General features: G+C 72.2%; 15 protein-coding genes. 10 read left to right on the top strand and 5 right to left on the bottom strand.

Annotated elements, in window-relative coordinates; all coding sequences use genetic code 11:
- Positions 1-100 precede the first annotated feature (100 nt).
- The gene (locus D7W82_RS10955; RefSeq protein ID WP_120618290.1) at positions 101-1,282 is read left to right on the top strand and encodes a bifunctional methionine sulfoxide reductase B/A protein; all 1,182 of its coding nucleotides are present in this window, start codon (positions 101-103) and stop codon (positions 1,280-1,282) included.
- 9 nt (positions 1,283-1,291) lie between these two features.
- Here D7W82_RS10955 and D7W82_RS10960 read toward each other — a convergent pair whose 3' ends face one another.
- The 4 genes from D7W82_RS10960 to D7W82_RS10975 form a co-directional block, all read right to left on the bottom strand.
- A complete protein-coding gene (locus D7W82_RS10960) occupies positions 1,292-2,554 on the bottom strand; it encodes a trans-acting enoyl reductase family protein (RefSeq protein WP_120618291.1) in 1,263 nt (420 codons plus the stop codon).
- Positions 2,555-2,629: 75 nt separating this feature from the next.
- Positions 2,630-3,019 (bottom strand): DUF2256 and DUF3253 domain-containing protein, encoded by a 390-nt coding sequence (locus tag D7W82_RS10965; RefSeq protein ID WP_120618292.1) that lies wholly within the window; start codon positions 3,017-3,019, stop codon positions 2,630-2,632.
- 50 nt (positions 3,020-3,069) lie between these two features.
- On the bottom strand, positions 3,070-4,140 hold the full coding sequence (locus D7W82_RS10970) for a glycosyltransferase (protein ID WP_120618293.1): 1,071 nt from the start codon (positions 4,138-4,140) through the stop codon (positions 3,070-3,072).
- On the bottom strand, positions 4,137-5,276 hold the full coding sequence (locus tag D7W82_RS10975; RefSeq protein ID WP_120618294.1) for a glycosyltransferase: 1,140 nt from the start codon (positions 5,274-5,276) through the stop codon (positions 4,137-4,139). The genes D7W82_RS10970 and D7W82_RS10975 overlap by 4 nt, the downstream gene beginning before the upstream one ends.
- A gap of 237 nt (positions 5,277-5,513) precedes the next feature.
- Between D7W82_RS10975 and D7W82_RS10980 the strand changes: the two genes are divergently transcribed.
- From D7W82_RS10980 to D7W82_RS10995, 4 genes are all read left to right on the top strand, one after another.
- Positions 5,514-5,900: a BlaI/MecI/CopY family transcriptional regulator gene (locus tag D7W82_RS10980; protein WP_120618295.1), complete on the top strand. Its 387-nt coding sequence runs from the start codon at positions 5,514-5,516 to the stop codon at positions 5,898-5,900.
- Positions 5,897-7,771 (top strand): M56 family metallopeptidase, encoded by a 1,875-nt coding sequence (locus D7W82_RS10985; protein ID WP_120618296.1) that lies wholly within the window; start codon positions 5,897-5,899, stop codon positions 7,769-7,771. Before D7W82_RS10980 ends, D7W82_RS10985 begins: the two co-directional genes overlap by 4 nt.
- 90 nt (positions 7,772-7,861) lie before the next feature.
- A complete protein-coding gene (locus D7W82_RS10990; protein WP_120618297.1) occupies positions 7,862-8,734 on the top strand; it encodes a 4-hydroxy-3-methylbut-2-enyl diphosphate reductase in 873 nt (290 codons plus the stop codon).
- Between the two features lie 205 nt (positions 8,735-8,939).
- Positions 8,940-9,329, top strand: a complete 390-nt coding sequence (locus D7W82_RS10995; protein WP_120618298.1) for a VOC family protein — start codon at positions 8,940-8,942, stop codon at positions 9,327-9,329.
- A 9-nt stretch (positions 9,330-9,338) separates the two neighbouring features.
- On the opposite strand, the gene D7W82_RS11000 is transcribed toward D7W82_RS10995, so the two are convergent.
- On the bottom strand, positions 9,339-9,956 hold the full coding sequence (locus D7W82_RS11000; RefSeq protein ID WP_120618299.1) for a hypothetical protein: 618 nt from the start codon (positions 9,954-9,956) through the stop codon (positions 9,339-9,341).
- Between the two features lie 94 nt (positions 9,957-10,050).
- On the opposite strand from D7W82_RS11000, the gene D7W82_RS11005 reads away from it, so the two are divergent.
- From D7W82_RS11005 to D7W82_RS11025, 5 genes are all read left to right on the top strand, one after another.
- Complete coding sequence (locus tag D7W82_RS11005; RefSeq protein WP_120618300.1) at positions 10,051-10,878, top strand: lysophospholipid acyltransferase family protein; 828 nt, start codon at positions 10,051-10,053, stop codon at positions 10,876-10,878.
- Positions 10,875-11,816 carry an NAD-dependent epimerase/dehydratase family protein gene (locus tag D7W82_RS11010; protein ID WP_120618301.1) on the top strand — a complete coding sequence of 314 codons (942 nt, stop codon included), beginning with the start codon at positions 10,875-10,877 and terminating at the stop codon, positions 11,814-11,816. Before D7W82_RS11005 ends, D7W82_RS11010 begins: the two co-directional genes overlap by 4 nt.
- The gene (locus D7W82_RS11015; protein WP_120618302.1) at positions 11,806-13,035 is read left to right on the top strand and encodes an MFS transporter; all 1,230 of its coding nucleotides are present in this window, start codon (positions 11,806-11,808) and stop codon (positions 13,033-13,035) included. Before D7W82_RS11010 ends, D7W82_RS11015 begins: the two co-directional genes overlap by 11 nt.
- 143 nt (positions 13,036-13,178) lie before the next feature.
- Entirely contained in the window at positions 13,179-14,390 is a 1,212-nt protein-coding gene (locus D7W82_RS11020; protein ID WP_120618303.1) for an endonuclease domain-containing protein, read from the top strand.
- A complete protein-coding gene (locus D7W82_RS11025) occupies positions 14,371-15,393 on the top strand; it encodes a hypothetical protein (RefSeq protein WP_120618340.1) in 1,023 nt (340 codons plus the stop codon). The genes D7W82_RS11020 and D7W82_RS11025 overlap by 20 nt, the downstream gene beginning before the upstream one ends.
- Positions 15,394-15,400: the final 7 nt, after the last annotated feature.

A 15,400-nucleotide genomic window follows, 5' to 3' on the forward strand; every position in this document is an offset into this window, starting at 1 on the left:
GGCCGGCAGGTCCTCGTGGCCCCGCTGTAACCGTCCCCCGGTGTCGCGCGTAGGTTGAAGTGGCGCCCTTCTTCCGGCGGCGCCGGAGGCTTCGCGACCCATGTCGTCCGCCCGTGCAGTGCCGTCTCCCACCCCGCGGCCGGTAGCACGCCGGCTGTGGCCCGCCTTGCTGGTGCTGGCCACCGCGCTGAGCGCGTGCACCGAGGCGCGTGGCGCTCCGCCCGGCGCGAAGCCCGCGGCCACAGCGTCCGCCCCGGTGCAGGACGGCCGCAAGTACACGAAGCCGTCCGACGCGGAGCTGAAGCGCACCCTGTCCCCCCTGGCCTACCAGGTGACGCAGCACGAGGCCACCGAGCCGCCCTTCCGCAACGCGTACTGGAACAACCACGACGAAGGGCTCTACGTCGACGTGGTCAGCGGCGAGCCGCTGTTCTCCTCGCGCGACAAGTTCGAGTCCGGCACCGGCTGGCCCAGCTTCACCCGCCCCCTGGCCAAGGCCCACGTGGTGGAGAAGCGCGACAGCACCCTGGGCATGGAGCGCGTGGAGGTGCGCTCGAAGGACGGCGACTCGCACCTGGGCCACGTCTTCGAGGACGGGCCCGAGCCCACGGGCCTGCGCTACTGCATCAACTCCGCGTCGCTGCGCTTCGTCCCCGTGAACGAGCTGGCCGCGAAGGGCTATGGCGCGTGGCTGCCCGCCTTCGGCCGCGCGGCCCCTGCTGAGCCCCAGGGAGCGCTCGCCCCCGCGGCGGGCGCCGGGGTGCTGGCGAAGGCGGCGGCCCCCTCGGAGGCCCCGCGCGAGACGGCGTACCTGGCGGGCGGGTGCTTCTGGGGCATGGAGGACATCCTCCGCAAGATTCCAGGCGTCATCGACACGGAGGTCGGCTACACGGGCGGCTCGAAGAAGGGCGCCACCTACGAGGACGTGCACACCGGGGAGACGGGGCACGCGGAGGCCGTGCGCATCGTCTTCAACCCGAAGCTGCTGACGTACGAGGCGCTACTGGAGCAGTGGTTCTTCCGCATGCACGACCCGACGACGCTCAACCGCCAGGGCAATGACGTGGGCTCGCAGTACCGCTCCGCCATCTTCTACCTGTCGGACGAACAGCGCCGGACGGCGGAGGCGGTGAAGGCCCGCGTGGACAAGGCCGGCAGGTGGTCCCGGCCCGTCGTCACGCAAATCACCGCCGCCGGCGAGTGGGTGCCCGCCGAGGGCTACCACCAGGACTACCTGGTGAAGAACCCCGGCGGCTACACCTGCCACTACCTGCGCGACTGAAGCGCGCCCTCACGCGGCGCGGTCGTGCACCTCGAACGTCATGCCCGCCTTGCGCAGGCGCTCCACCAGCACCATGCCCATGGCGGACGCGGGGGTGAGGACGCCGCCCCGCTTGGGGATGGTGTCGAAGGCGAGGCACAGAGCGGACTCCGCCAGCATGCGCGCCGTGGCCGCGTAGCCCGGGTCGCCCTTCGCCGCGACCTTCCCCTCCACCTTCACGCGCTGGCCGCTCTTGGGCGAGTGGCCCTCGCCCAAGAGCCGCACCTCGAAGTGGCCGCGCTCGCGCACGGTGGCGGACGGGCCCTCGCCCGGCGCGGGCAGCACGTGCTTCTCCAAGAGCTCCCGCACGGGGTCCACGTTGGACAGGACCATGAAGCCGCCCAGCCCCGCGGTGGTCGCCGTGGCGAGCGCCAGGCCCTTGGGCCCGGGGCCGAAGTCGGAGACCTCCGAGTAGAAGAAGTCGCGGCCCCACGGGAAGCCCAGGAGCGCGTTGGAGCGCCGCACGACGCGCGTGTTGACGGAGGCCATCACGAAGGGCGCGGTCCACGTGCCCGTGTCCGGGCTCTTCTTCACCGTGGCCAGGTCGCGCTCCTCCTTCGTGCCCCGGGAGGGCTCCGGATCCAACGCGTGGGCGCTGGTCAGCACCTTCTTGAGGGACGGGTCCGCCTTCACCGCCGCCAGGGTGTCCATCATGCTGGCGATGGTGCCGCCGCTGAAGCCGCCGCGCATGCGCGTCAGGTGGAAGCGCACCTGGTCGCAGTGGCCGCCGTGCCTCTCCCGCATGTAGTCCTGGACCATCAGCGTGCCCAGGTCGGAGGGGATGGAGTCGAAGCCGCAGGTGTGCACGATGCGGGCGCCCGTCTCGCGCGCCCGCGCGTCATGAGCGTCGATGGTCTTGCGCATGAACTGCACCTCGCCCGTCAGGTCGCAGTAGTCCGTGCCGGCGCGGACGCAGGCGGCGACCAGCTCGTTGCCGTAGCGGGCGTAGGGGCCCACGGTGGAGATGATGACGCGCGTGCGCGCCACCATCGCGTCCAGCGAGGCCGCGTCCTTCGCGTCCGCGAGCACCACCGGCAGGTCCGCGAACTCCGGCCGCACCTTCACCAGCTCCGAGCGGACCTGCTCCAGCTTTCCTTCGTCCCGCCCGGCGAGGGCCCACTTCGCGCGGTGCGCGTCCTGGTTGCGAGCCAGGTACTCCGCCACCAGGCGGCCAGTGAATCCCGTGGCGCCCCACAGGATGATGTCGAACGCGGGCTTCGTGTCGTGGGCCATGGGGCGGCGCGTAGCCGGACCCTCCATGTGCGCGCAAGCGCGATTCCACGGTCCGTGAACGCCCTGTGCGGGGCGCTACACCTCGGGGCCTCGGGCGCGCAGGCGCAACCGGATGGGTCCGCGCGCGGTGGACGGGTCCACCACCCTTCCCCCCTGCACGATGTCCAACACCCCGCGAGCGACGAGCCTGCGCGCCGCCTCGCGCACGGGCTCCATGCACGCGCGCCAGTCCTCCTCGCCGGACGCGCGGGCGACCTCGGAGGGGCACACGGTGGCGCCTCCTGCCCGCTGGGAGAGCAGCTCCAGGATGCGCGCCTCCCACGGGGAATCCCGCGCCCCGGTCCGCTTCCCCCGGCATGAATCCGAGCAGTACCGCACCTGTTCCCAGTCGCGCGCCCACTTGCGGCGCCAGGTGATGGCGCGGCCACAGACGGCGCAGGGCTTGGGAGGCGGAGGGGAGGTCATGCCCTCCCATCGATGCGTCCGGCCCCGCCGGGTTTCAACCCCGGCCGGTGTCAGCCCAGCGCCGCCTCCACCTCCAGGGCGCGGTGCGCGTACGTGTGCTCGGCCAGCACGCGCCGGAGCGCGGCCTGTCCCATGCGCCGCGCGTCCTCCGGGGTGAGGCGCTTCACGTGCTCCGCGACCTCCTCACCGGAGCGGGCCACCAGCACCTCGCGGCCGGGCTCCAGGAACCGCTCCACGCCCTCGAAGGCGTCGGTGATGAGGCAGGCGCCCGCGCCCGCGGCCTCGAACACGCGCGGGGACGGCGAGAAGCCGAAGCGCGCCATGCTGTCGCGGTGCAGGTTGAGCACCGCGCGCGCGGAACAGTTCAGCGCGTTGTGGTCCTGCGTGTAGACGTGGCCCAGGCGCCCGACGTTCGCGGGCACGACGCGGTCCTCCCAACCGTTGCCGCCCAGGAGCATGCGCGCGTGGGGCAGCGCTTGCGCGACCTGGAAGAAGCAGGCCTCCACGCGCGCCTCGCGGTCCGGCAGCCGGTTGCCCAGGAAGGCCAGGTCGCAGGCGAAGCGCGGCTCGGGCGCCACGGGGTGATGCGTGTCCGGATCCACCGCCGGGTAGATGGGCACGCACTGCTTCGCCCCCAGCTCGCGGTACGCGTTCACCACCGGCGCGCCGCCGCCGGACGTGAGGATGCGGTCGAAGCGCGGGATGCGCTCACGAAAGAGGTGATGGGCGTCCTTCGCCACGTGCTCCAGCGTGGCGGGCGCGCTCACGTCCCAGAACACCACCTGCGTGCCGGAGCGGCGCAGCTCCAGCACACACGCATCCAGATACGCGTCTTGGGCCCCCACGCCGCTGGCCTTCACCACCACGTCCACGCCGAAGGCGTCGTCCAGGCACTCGTCCACCGAGCCCGGGTTGTTGGAATAGACGACGACGCGGGCCCCGCCCGGCTCCTGGAGGTCGCGGTGCTCCTGCCGTCCGGAGGCATCCGGTTCATAGAAGGTGACCTGGTGCCCGCGCGCGTGCAGGGCGCGCAAGAGGCCCCGGTAGTAGGTGGCCGCGCCATTCCACCAGGTGGACACGAGGCTGGAACCGAAGAAGGCGAAGCGCAGGCCGCGGCTCATGCGAGGACTCTTTCCGAGGACAGTGGATGGAGGACGTCACCGGACATCCCCAGCTCCTGACAGAGGATGAGCAGCGCCTCCACCCGGTGCGCGCAGGTGTGGCGTGACAGTATCGTGCGCAGACCGGCTTCCGCGAAGGCGTGCCGCATCTCCGCGTCCGCGACCAGCGCGGACAGGTGGCGCCGCATCTGCGCGCCGTCCCGGGCGACGAGGTAGTCCCGTCCCGCGGTGAAGAGCCCGTCCGAGTCCTCCCAGGGAGCGGACACCAGCGGGATGCCGCACGCCAGCGCCTCGAAGGGGCGGATGGTGGGGATGCCGGGCAAGAGCGTGGCGTAGGGGCGCCGGGGGATGTGCACCGTGACGCGCGCCTGGGAGAAGGCCAGCGGCACGCGGTGGTTGGGCAGCCAGCCGGCGTACTCGATGCCGGCGTCGAAGAGGGCGCGCAGGGCGGGGACCGGGTAGCGCACGCCATGCACCCGCGCGGTGAGGCCCAGCTCGTGCACCGGCTCCACGAGGAACTCCTGCAGCTCCTTCGTGCGCTCGCCGTCCCCCCCATTGCCAACCCAGACCAGGTCCCGCACCTCGCGGTTGCGCGGGTGCGGGTGGAACACGCGCACGTCGGCGGCCTCGTGCCAGGTCCACGCGCGCCGGGCCCAGCCCCGCTCCAGGTAGAGGTCCCGGAGCACGTCTCCGGCGGCGAGCACCCCGTCGTACCGGGACAGGTCGTAGCCGGCCATCACCTCCGGCGCGCTCACGCTCCGGTGCCAGGTGTCGTGGAAGAGCAGGCGGAAGCGGCCGCCGTCACGCCGGTGCGCACCCATGCGGCGCACCAGGTCCGGCGACGTCCCGGCGTGCACCAGCACCAGGTCCGCGCCATCGAGCACGGCCTCCAGGTCCAGCGCGCCGGGCGCGTAGCGCTCCGGACGCACGCGCGGGTAGAGGGCGCGGACCTCGTTGAGCACTGCCACGCCGTGGGGTTCCTCCAACAGACACTGGAAGCTCGACGCGTCCTCCGGTTCGAACACGCGCACGGAGTGGCCTCGCGCGGCCAGCTCCGTCACCACCCCGCGCAGGAAGTGGGCGTCGCCGTGGTTCCAGTCCGACAGCAGGGAATGACAGAAGAGGATGACACGCATGGATGGACAGGCTCCTCGGGCTCCCCCGCCGCGTGGCCATGGGCCCGGTCGGGAAAACGGTAAACACCCCGCCGTCCGGTTCACCCCTCCCTGATGGCTTGTCTGGGCGTCAGCCCTCGGGGACGCCCTCTCCCCTCCCCACAGGGCGCCTTGCCCGTGAAGTACGAAAGTCTTCGTTGACACCTACGAAATCGTTCGTATAACTATGCGTAGGAAGCGGTGAGGAGAGAGGAAGCCATGAGCCGAGGAAAGCTGCCGCGCCCCACGGATGCCGAGCTGGCCATCCTGCGGGTGCTGTGGGACGGGGGGGCGCGCACGGTGCGCGAGGTCCACGAGACGCTCCAGGATGGGAGCGGCTACACCACCGTCCTGAAGACGATGCAGATCATGACGGAGAAGGGGCTGGTGACGCGCGACGAGTCCCAGCGCGCGCACGTCTACAGCGCCCGGCTCCCCCGGGAGAGCACCCAGCAGCAGCTGGTCACCGACCTGATGGACCGCGTGTTCGGCGGCTCTCCGGCGCGGCTCGCCCTGCAGGCCCTGTCCACGAAGAAGACGTCCCCGGAGGAGCTGGCGGAGCTGCGCCAGCTGCTGGATTCGCTCGAGAAGGAGTCGGAGTCATGAACGGTCTCATCCTGGAAGCGGTGGGTTGGGCGCTCGTGCACCTGGTGTGGCAGGGCGCGCTGGTGGCGGTGGCCCTGGCGCTGGCGCTCCGGTGGGTGGGGCGGCGCTCGGCGAACCTGCGCTACGCGCTGGCGTGCGGCGCGCTGGGCATCATGCTGGCGCTGCCGGTGGCCACCGCGTGGCGGCATGCCTCGCGCGCGGCGGAAGCCCGTCCGGTGGTGCGCACGGCGGTCGTCCCGCGGACCGTGGCGCCCATGCCGGCGCCAGCGCGCGCCGCCCTGACGGAGCTGCCTGCTCCCGCACATATAAAGGATACGGCGACGCTGCCCCGGCTGGACGGGATGTTCCAGCAGGTGGGCGAGCACCTGCCCTGGCTGGTGCTGGCGTGGGGCCTGGGCGTGGCGGCGTCGTCGCTGCGGCTGCTCAAGGGCTGGATGGGGCTGCGCCGGCAGGTGGACGAGGCGGTGCACGCGTCGTGGGAATGGCAGCAGCGGCTGGAGGTGCTGGCGCGGCGGCTGAACCTCACGCGTCCGGTGCGCCTGCTGGTGTCGTCGAAGCTGGACGTGCCGTCCACGCTGGGCTGGCTGAAGCCGGTGGTGCTGGTCCCCACCGCCACGCTCACCGGGCTGGCCGTGCGGGAGCTGGAGCTGGTGCTGGCCCACGAGCTGGCCCACATCCGCCGTCACGACTTCGCGGTGAACGTGGTGCAGACGCTGGTGGAGACGCTGCTCTTCTACCACCCGGCCGTGTGGTGGATGTCCCAGGTCATCCGCGTGGAGCGCGAGAACTGCTGTGACGACCTCGCGGTGCGGCAGGGCCCCGGCGCCCTCCCCTACGCCCGAGCGCTCACCGCGCTGGAGGCGCTGCGGTTGCAGGGCATGGACGCCAGCGGGCCCGCGATGTCCGCGCTGGGTGGTTCGCTGAAGGACCGCGTGCGGCGGCTGGTGGTGGCGCCCGCGTCGCGGTGCTCGTCGCGCTGGGCGGCGGGGGTGTCCATCGTCACGCTGGCCAGCAGCCTGGCGCTGGCGGTGCCGCTGACGGCGCTCGCCGTGCAGCAGCCCGTGAAGGCGCCGGAGTCGAAGGCCCTGGCGTCTCCTGCCGCGAGTGCCGCCCCGGCGCCCGCCGCGTCCACGTCGCGCGCCACCGCCGCGAGCGCCGCCGTGGCACCCGCCCGGCTCGCGGTCCCCCCGCCGATGCCGCTCCCGGTCCTCGCGGCGCCTCCTGCTCCGCCCCCGGCGCCCGCCCCGGTCCTCGCGCCGGTTCCGAACCCCGGGCCCTCCTCGAAGGAGAAGGCCCGCGCGGAGAGGAAGGCGTCCGACGACGACGACGAGAAGACCCGCGTGGGCGTGGATCCGCTGAGCGTGGATCAGCTCGTCGAGCTGAAGGTCGCGGGCGTCACACCGGCGGTCGTCGAGCGCATCTCCGCCATGGGCTACGAGCCCACGGTGGCCACGCTGGTGGGCTTCCAGCACGCCGGCATCACGCCGGAGTACGTGAAGTCCATGACGGACCGCTTCGGCCGCTCCCTCCCCGCCGAGCAGCTGCTGTCCCTGAAGCACCTGGGCGTCACGCCGGAGTGGCTGGGTCAGATGGCCGCCCTGGGCTTCGACAAGGAGGACTCCGACGACCTGCTGTCCGCGAAGGCGCTGGGCATCAACGCCGCGTGGCTCAACGAGCTGAAGGCCGCGGGCTTCGGGAAGCTGAGCCTGGATGAAGCCGTGCAGCTGCGCGCGCTGGGGGTCGACTCCAGCTACCTGCGCGAGCTGGAAGGCGCGGGCGTGAAGCCCGCCACCGTGGATGAGCTGGTGCGCCTGCGCACCGGCGGCGTGGACGCGGACTTCATCCGCCGCATGCAGAAGCTCCGGAAGTAACCCCTCCCATCCTCTCCCATGCAGCCCCACCGCGCGCTCCATCCCGGGCGCGCGGAAGGGCCGCGCCTTGCCCGAAAAGGAGTCGCCGTCATGACGTCGCGCCTGTCCCCGTGGCTCACCCTGGCCGTGATGCTCCTCACCCTCCCCGTCCTCGCCGCCGAAGCGCAGCGCACCGGCACGTGGGGCGCGTATGTGAAGGAGCAGCAGTTGCAGCTGTCATTGCAGCCCAGGGACCGTCCTGATTCGCACCACGGCTTCTTTGCGCCGCTCGCCGACTTCCAGGGGCTGTCCACGGCGGAAGGGAGCAGCGCCCCCTTCAAGCTGGTGCGTGAAGCGGGCACCTTCGACTTCGAGGGCCGCTTCAAGGACGGCCAGGGCGTGGGCACCTGGCGCTTCAGCCCGGACGCCAGCTTCACGAAGAAGCTGGCGGAGCTGGGCATTCCCAAGCCGGACGCGGACGAGCAGTTCCTGCTGGCCAGCGTGAACGTCGGCCCGCGGCGCGTCCAGGCGCTCGCGGCCGTGGGCCAGAAGGTGACCACCGTGGAGGAGCTGGCCCAGGTGGGCATCTTCCGCGTCACCCCGGAATACGTCCGGGCCATGGCCGCCGAGGGCTACCCGAAGCTGACGCTCGAGCAGCTGGTGAGCAGCCGAATCCACAACGTCACGCCGGAGCGCATCCAGGGCCTCGCGGCGCTGGGGTTCAAGGGCCTGCCCCTGGACTCACTCCTGTCCATGAGCATCCACGGCGTGACGCCTGACTTCATCCGCGAGATGCGCGGCCTGGGCTTCAAGGACCTGAGCGCGGACGACCTGGTGTCCATGCGCATCCACGGCGTCACCGCCGCGTTCGTGAAGGAGATGCGCGACGCGGGCTACGAGAACGCCACCGCGGAGGACTTCGTCTCCCTGCGCATCCACGGCATCGACTCCGTCTTCGTCCGCTCCCTGTCGAATAAGCGATGACGCTGGAGGAGCAGGGCCTCAACGAGAGCTACGCGGCGCTGGACAAGCTGCTCGCGAGGCCCCACTGAGGCAGGGCCCCAAGGACGGGAGGCTTCCGGGCCTCCCGCCCACCCTTCACTCCGTCATACCGTCCACCCGCTTTTCGGTGTATCCCTGGCTCCCCCTCAACGGGCTTCCCCCCTGCCCGGCCCATCAGGAGCGAGCCATGCATCACAGCCGACTCAGCACGTTCGTCATCGACTGCAAGGTCGAGGACTTCGAAGCCGCCACCCGGTTCTGGAGCGCGGCGCTGGGGCGGGCGATGAAGCCGGCGGATCCGGACTCGCCCACCTACCGCGAGCTGGAGGCGAAGCCCGAGGAGCCGAGCCTCCTCATCCAGCAGGTGGAGCACGAGAGCCGCATCCACCTGGACATCGAGTCGGATGACCTGGACGCGGAGGTGGAGCGGCTGGAGGCCCTGGGCGCGAAGCGCATCGCCTACGTGAAGCGCTGGTGGGTGATGGAGGCCCCCACCGGCCAGCGCTTCTGCGTCGTCCGCCCGCAGCGCGGTCCTTTGGAAGGCCGCGCCAATGTGTGGGACGGCGAGGGCCGCTAGAAGCGCGCCCTACCCCGGCCCCAGCGCGGCCTGGAGCAGGTCCAGAAGCCCCGGCCACTCCTCCGCGGACAGCCACAGCCCCTCCGCGGAGTGCTCCGCGGTCATCCGCAGGGAGGAGGACTCGAAGAGGCGGGCCGCCAGGGCGCCCTCCTTCGGCAACGCTCCCTCCACCCGGAGCACCTGTCCGTCCCAGGCCAGCCCCGGCGGCAGCAGCTTGCGCGCCAGGGCCTGGAGCGCGGCCTTCCCCGCCCCCGTGCGCAGCGCGCCCATCAGCAGCGACGACGCGCCGGGGGACTCCTCCAGCTCCACCCGGCCCGGCGTGGCCAGCCACAGCGTGTAGCGCCCCCCGGACAGCTCCACGCGCTGGGGGGTGGTCTCCACCCGCAGCTTCCAGCCGCGCACGTCCAGCCGCAGGTCGTACACGGACGGGGTGCAGTCCCAGGAGCGCAGGGTGAGCCCCTTCACGCGGCCCAGCACGCCGCGGGACAGCGCCTCCACACGCGCGTGCGACAGGCGCACCCGCCGCCCGGCCACGTCCACCGCCACCTGGTTGGACAGCCCCGCCGGCAGGGCCTTGGCCCACGCGAGCACCCCGTCCAGCATTCCCGTCCACTGCTGCCCCGCCATCACGCGTCACTCCCTGGGTCCCCGGCCAGGGCACCCGACGGGCGCACAATGGGGGACGCGGGCCCCCCGTGCAAAGCGCACGCGCGGTGCTACGGTGCGCCCCGTGCCCCAGAGCGAGTCCCTGTCAGAGCGGGTGGAGCGGTTGGAGCTGCCCTTCAACGAGTACGGTGTCGACCCGTACGGCATCTCCAAGAAGCACCTGAAGCTGGCGCTGGAGTTCTTCGCCTTCCTCTACCGGAACTACTTCCGGGTGCGCTGCACCGGCGTGCAGCACATCCCCAAGAGGGGCCGCGGCATGCTGGTGGGCAACCACTCCGGCGGCGTCGCGGTGGACGGGATGATGGTGCTCACCTCCACGATGCTGGAGATGGACCCGCCCCGGCTGGCGCAGGGCATGGTGGAGCGCTTCATCCACAAGTTCCCCGTGGCCTCGCTGTGGGCCAGCCGCACCGGCCAGTTCACCGGCCTGCCCGAGCACGCCGTGCGCCTCTTGGAGGACGACCGGCTCCTGATGATCTTCCCGGAAGGCGCGCGGGGCACCGCGAAGCTCTACCCGGACCGCTACTCGCTGGTGGACTTCGGCACGGGGTTCATCCGGCTGGCGCTCCAGACGCGCTCGCCCATCATCCCCTTCGCCTTCCTGGGCGGCGGCGCGGCCATCCCCACGGTCACCAACGCGTACGCGCTGGGCAGGCTGCTGGGCATCCCGTACGTGCCGCTGACGCCGTACCTGCTGCCCCTGCCCCTGCCCGTCGGCCTGGAAATCCACTACGGCGAGCCGCTCGTCTTCGAGGGCACGGGCGACGAGGAGGACCACGTCATCCAGGGCTACGTGGACCAGGTGAAGGCGAGCATCCAGCGGCTCATCGAAGACAACCGCGCCGAGCGCAACCTGCGCCGGGCCCGGAGGCTGTTGCCATGAGGGTGTTGATCGCGGGCATCTCCGGCGGCATCGCGCGCAGGCTGGCGCTGAAGCTGCGCGACAGCGGCCATGAGGTCGCGGGCATCGACGTGCGCCCGTGGCGGGACGCGCCCAAGGGCATCGACGTGCACCCGGTGGACATCCGCAAGCGCGCCGCCGAGGACGTCTTCCGCCGCTGGAAGCCGGAGGCCGTCATCCACATGGCCACGGTGACGGCGTTCACCGTGCAGGGCCACGAGCGCGGCCGCATCAACCTGGACGGCACCAAGGCGCTGTTCGACCACTGCGCGGCGCACGGCGTGAAGCAGGTGCTCTTCGTGGGGCGGCACACGTTCTACGGCGCGGCGCCGGACTCGCCGCTGTACCACAGCGAGGACGAGCCCCCGCGCGCGCTGGAGGCCATCCCGGAGCTGGCGGACCTGGTGGCCGCGGACCTGTACGCGGCGACGGCGCTGTGGCGCCTGCCGGACGTCACCACCGCGGTGCTGCGGCTCGTCTACACGCTGGGCACGCCGGGCACGGGCACGCTCGCGAACCTCTTGCGCGGCAAGCGCGTGCCCATGGTGCTGGGCTACGACCCGCTCTTCCACGTGCTCCAGGAGGAGGACGTGGTGACGGCGCTGCAACTGGCGATGGAGAAGCAGGTGCGCGGCATCTTCAACGTCGCGGGGCCCGCGCCCATCCCGCTGTCGGTCATCATCAAGGGCACGGGCCGCACGCCGGTGCCGCTGCCGTCCCCGGTGCTGTCGCTGCTGCTGGGCCGGGCGGGCTTCCCGCGGCTGTCCGTGGGGGCCACGGACCACCTGCGCTACCCCATCGTGGTGGACAACAAGCGCTTCCTGGAGGCCACGGGCTTCCAGTACACCTACGACGAGGGCCGCATCCTGCGCGCCTACGCGGACGCGCTGCCGGTGGACCGGGCGGGCAATGGTGGCTGAGAGCGTGGGCGCGGCCCCCGTGGCCACGCCGGGCCTGCTGCGCCGGGTGGAGGCGGTGGTGTTCTTCACCGTGTTCCTGGACCTGGTGGGCTTCGGCATCGTCATCCCGATGCTGCCCTTCTACGTACAGTCCATGGGCGGCTCGGCGCGCACGGTGGGCATCCTCCTGGGGTGCTTCAGCTTCACGCAGCTGCTCGCCACGCCGCTGCTCGGGCGCTACTCGGACCGGCACGGGCGGCGGTCCGTCATCCTCCTGAGCCTCTTGGCGAACGCGGTGGCCATGGCGCTGTTCGCGCTGGCCAGCCACCAGCGGATGCTGCCGCTCCTGTTCGCGTCGCGCATCCTGGCGGGGGCGACGTCCGGCAACATCGCCGCGTGTCAGGCGGCGCTCGCGGACGTGACGACGAAGGAGACGCGCGCCCGGGCCATGGGGCGCATTGGCGCGGGCATTGGCCTGGGCATGGTGCTGGGGCCCACGCTGGGCGGCCTGTTCTCCGGGCTGGGCCCGTGGGTGCCGCCGCTGCTCGCGGGAGGCCTGGCGCTGGTGGGATTCCTGGCCGCGTTCTTCTTGATGCCGGAGACGCACCCGGTGGAGCAGCGCGCGGAGGCGAAATCCCAGACGCGCTGGTCCGCGTTGCAGGACTCGCCGCGGCGCAAGGCCTTGGGGATGGTGCTGGGGTTGTTCTTCGCGGTGTTCCTGTCCATGACCACGCTCCAGGTGGCGTTCGCGCTGCTGGTGCAGGCGCGGCTGGGCTGGGGCTCCAAGGAGGTGGGCTACACCTTCGCCGTGGTGGGCGGCCTGGGCATGGTCATCCAGGGCGGGCTGATTGGCCCGCTGTCGCGCGCGGCGGGTGAGTTCCGGCTGATGATCTGCGGAGCGCTCCTGCTCGCGGGCGGCATGGCGGGGCTCGCGGTGTCGTGGCAGGCGCTTCCGATGATGGCCTCCGTGGTGCTGGTGGGCGTGGGGACGGGCTTCCTGCAGCCGTTGATTTCGAGCCAGGCCTCGCAGGTCGCCCCGCCGGCGCAGCAGGGCGCCGTGCTGGGGCTGGCGCAGTCGTGCGGCGGCCTGGCCCGCACGGTAGGGCCGGTGGCGAGCGGCTGGATGTATGCGTCATGGAGCACCCAGGCCCCCTTCCTGACGGGCATGGTCTCAGCGCTCGCGGCGGCCGGGTTGGGGCTGCTCCTCCGTCGGGAGACCGGCGACGACGCAGGGCGCTAAAGCCTCTCAGACCCACCCGGGTCCCTTCCTTCCCGGCAACCCCATACCTCCTTTGGGGGGCTTGTCTTCACCCGACCCGTGGGAGCAGTCTTTTGCTCACGAGGGGCGGTGAAGCCATCACCCCCGGGGGGTAGTGCTTGCCATTGGCGGGTGAAGTCGCGCTGCTGGATGCGCTGGACCGTCAGGCCCGGCGCAGGGCGGAGGGCATCGCGACGCTGAGCGTGCTGGAGGGGCCGGAGGCCCTGGGAGGGACCCTCTGGAGCCAGTGGGCCGCGAGGCACGGGCTGACGGTGGTGGAGGTGTCCGGGGAGGACCCGCACGAGGCGGCGCTGGGCTGGGCCCGGGCGCTGGCGGCGACCCGGGACCTGGGGGCGGACGCGGAGGCGCTGGCGGCGTTCAGCCTGACGGCGGCGAACCCCAGACACACGCCGGTGTTCCGGGGAAAGACAGCCCATGAGCGGCGCGTGTTGCTGGAGGCGCTGCCGCCGCCCGCGATGCTGGCGGACGCCACGTGGGCGCTGTGCCGGGAGCTGGTGATTGAACGGGAGGCGGTGGAGCCAGGAACGCTCCCAGACGCCGTGCGCACGGCGCTCGCGAAGAACCTGGGCGCGGGGCTGCGCGCGCTGCACGCGCTGGTGCCGCCCGGGAAGGCCCCGGTGGTGCGAATGGCGGTGGGGGAGGCGCCATCGCACCGGGGGCTCCAGGTGGCGGGGGTGCTGAGCACCGCGGTGCCGGCGCTCGCGGTGGCGTGCGTGGTGTCCAGCGAGGCGCTGGGGGCGTTCCTGGCGGGCGGGGAGACGCGGCTGAAGGCGCTGGTGCGCGAGGGCGTGCTGGAGGTGCCCGTGGAGCCCTCCGAGGCCGCGAGCGCGGTGGCGACGCTCCGGAAGCTGGAGCGCACGGGCGCACCCGAGCAGCAGCGGGTGAGCGCCGCCGAGGTGGCGCTGGCGGTGCTGACGGGCGCGGGCGCGGCGGGCGCGGACCGGGCGCGGAGCAAGGCGGAGGCGTACCTGCGCGACCGGCTGGAGGAGCACCCCGCCACGGCGGGCCTCTTCGAGCTCAACGCCCGGCTGCACCCCGAGGACAAGCGCAGCTGGGAGGTGGACCTGCTGTGCCGCCGGCTGCGCATCGCGGTGGAGATCGACGGCTACCACCACTTCCAGGATCCGGAGCGGTTCCGCCGCGACCGTCGCAAGGACCTGGACCTGCAGCGCGAGGGCTACTGGGTGTACCGGCTGCTCGCGACGGATGTGCTGTCCCAGCTGGAGCACATCCTCCACACCCTCGACACGTTGATTGAAGCCCGCGGGCGCGAGCCTGGCGGGCGGGAGCCACGACATGGACACCGACACTCCTGACACCCGGCTTCAGGGCCTGGCCCTGGCCTGGCTGGCGACGCGCTCGGAGAAGAAGGCCGGCACGCGCGCCGAGCTGACGAAGACGCTGCACGCGTTCGTGGAGCACCGCTGGAGCCGGGGCGAATGGAGCGGCCGGTTCGACGCGCTGCTGACGGAGCTGCTGGAGGACAAGCTCGTGGAGGCCCGGGGCCGTTCGGGGCTGGCGTTGACGGGGGCGGGCCGTCAGCAGGCGTTGAAGTTCCTGCGAGTGGACTCCCCCAAGGGGCTCACGTGGAAGCGCGTGAAGCAGCAGCACCTGCTGGCGAAGGGGCTGGGCCTGCCGGGTTCCAAGTCCGCGCTGGGGCGCCTGTCGGACGCGGACGGCGTGCGGGCCCTGGTGCTCAAGCGGGCGCACAAGCTGGAGGGGCCGGAGACGCCGACGCTGGCGCAGGTGCGCGACCGGCTGCTGTGGCGGCAGCTGGGCGTGGAGACGGACGAGGCGTTCTCGCTGCGCGCGGTGCAGGCGCACCTGCTGGGCCAGCTGCTGGAGCAGGAGGTCCGCGACCCGAAGCGCGGCGTGGAGCAGCTGGCCGCCCGCGCGGTAGGGGCGGCACGGGTGGACGCGGAGGTGGTGCGGATGGCGGCGCTGCGGGAGTGGGTGCTGGCGGAGGCGGACCGGGTTTCCGCGCCCAGGCCGAAGCTCGTGGAGGCGGCCGTGAAGGTCACCCCCAAGACGCTGCCCACGGACACGGTGTCTTTCGCCCGGCGGGTGCTGGACACGGCGGGGGCCGTGCCTCCTTCAGGCCGCTTCGGTGACAACAAGGTCTTCATCTCCCACGTGTGGAAGGCGTTGCAGCCGGAGTGGGCGGACCGCCCGGCGTTCAACGAGGCGCTGCTCGAAGCCAACCGCGCGAATCAGCTGTCCCTGGGACGCGCGGACCTGCTGGCGGCCATGAACCCCCGGGACATCACTGAATCCGAAGTGCGCGCCGTCGGCGCCACCTTCCACTTCGTCGTCCTCTAGCCCCATC

It is taken from the genome of Corallococcus sp. CA049B (assembly GCF_003611685.1).
GTDB lineage: Bacteria > Myxococcota > Myxococcia > Myxococcales > Myxococcaceae > Corallococcus > Corallococcus coralloides.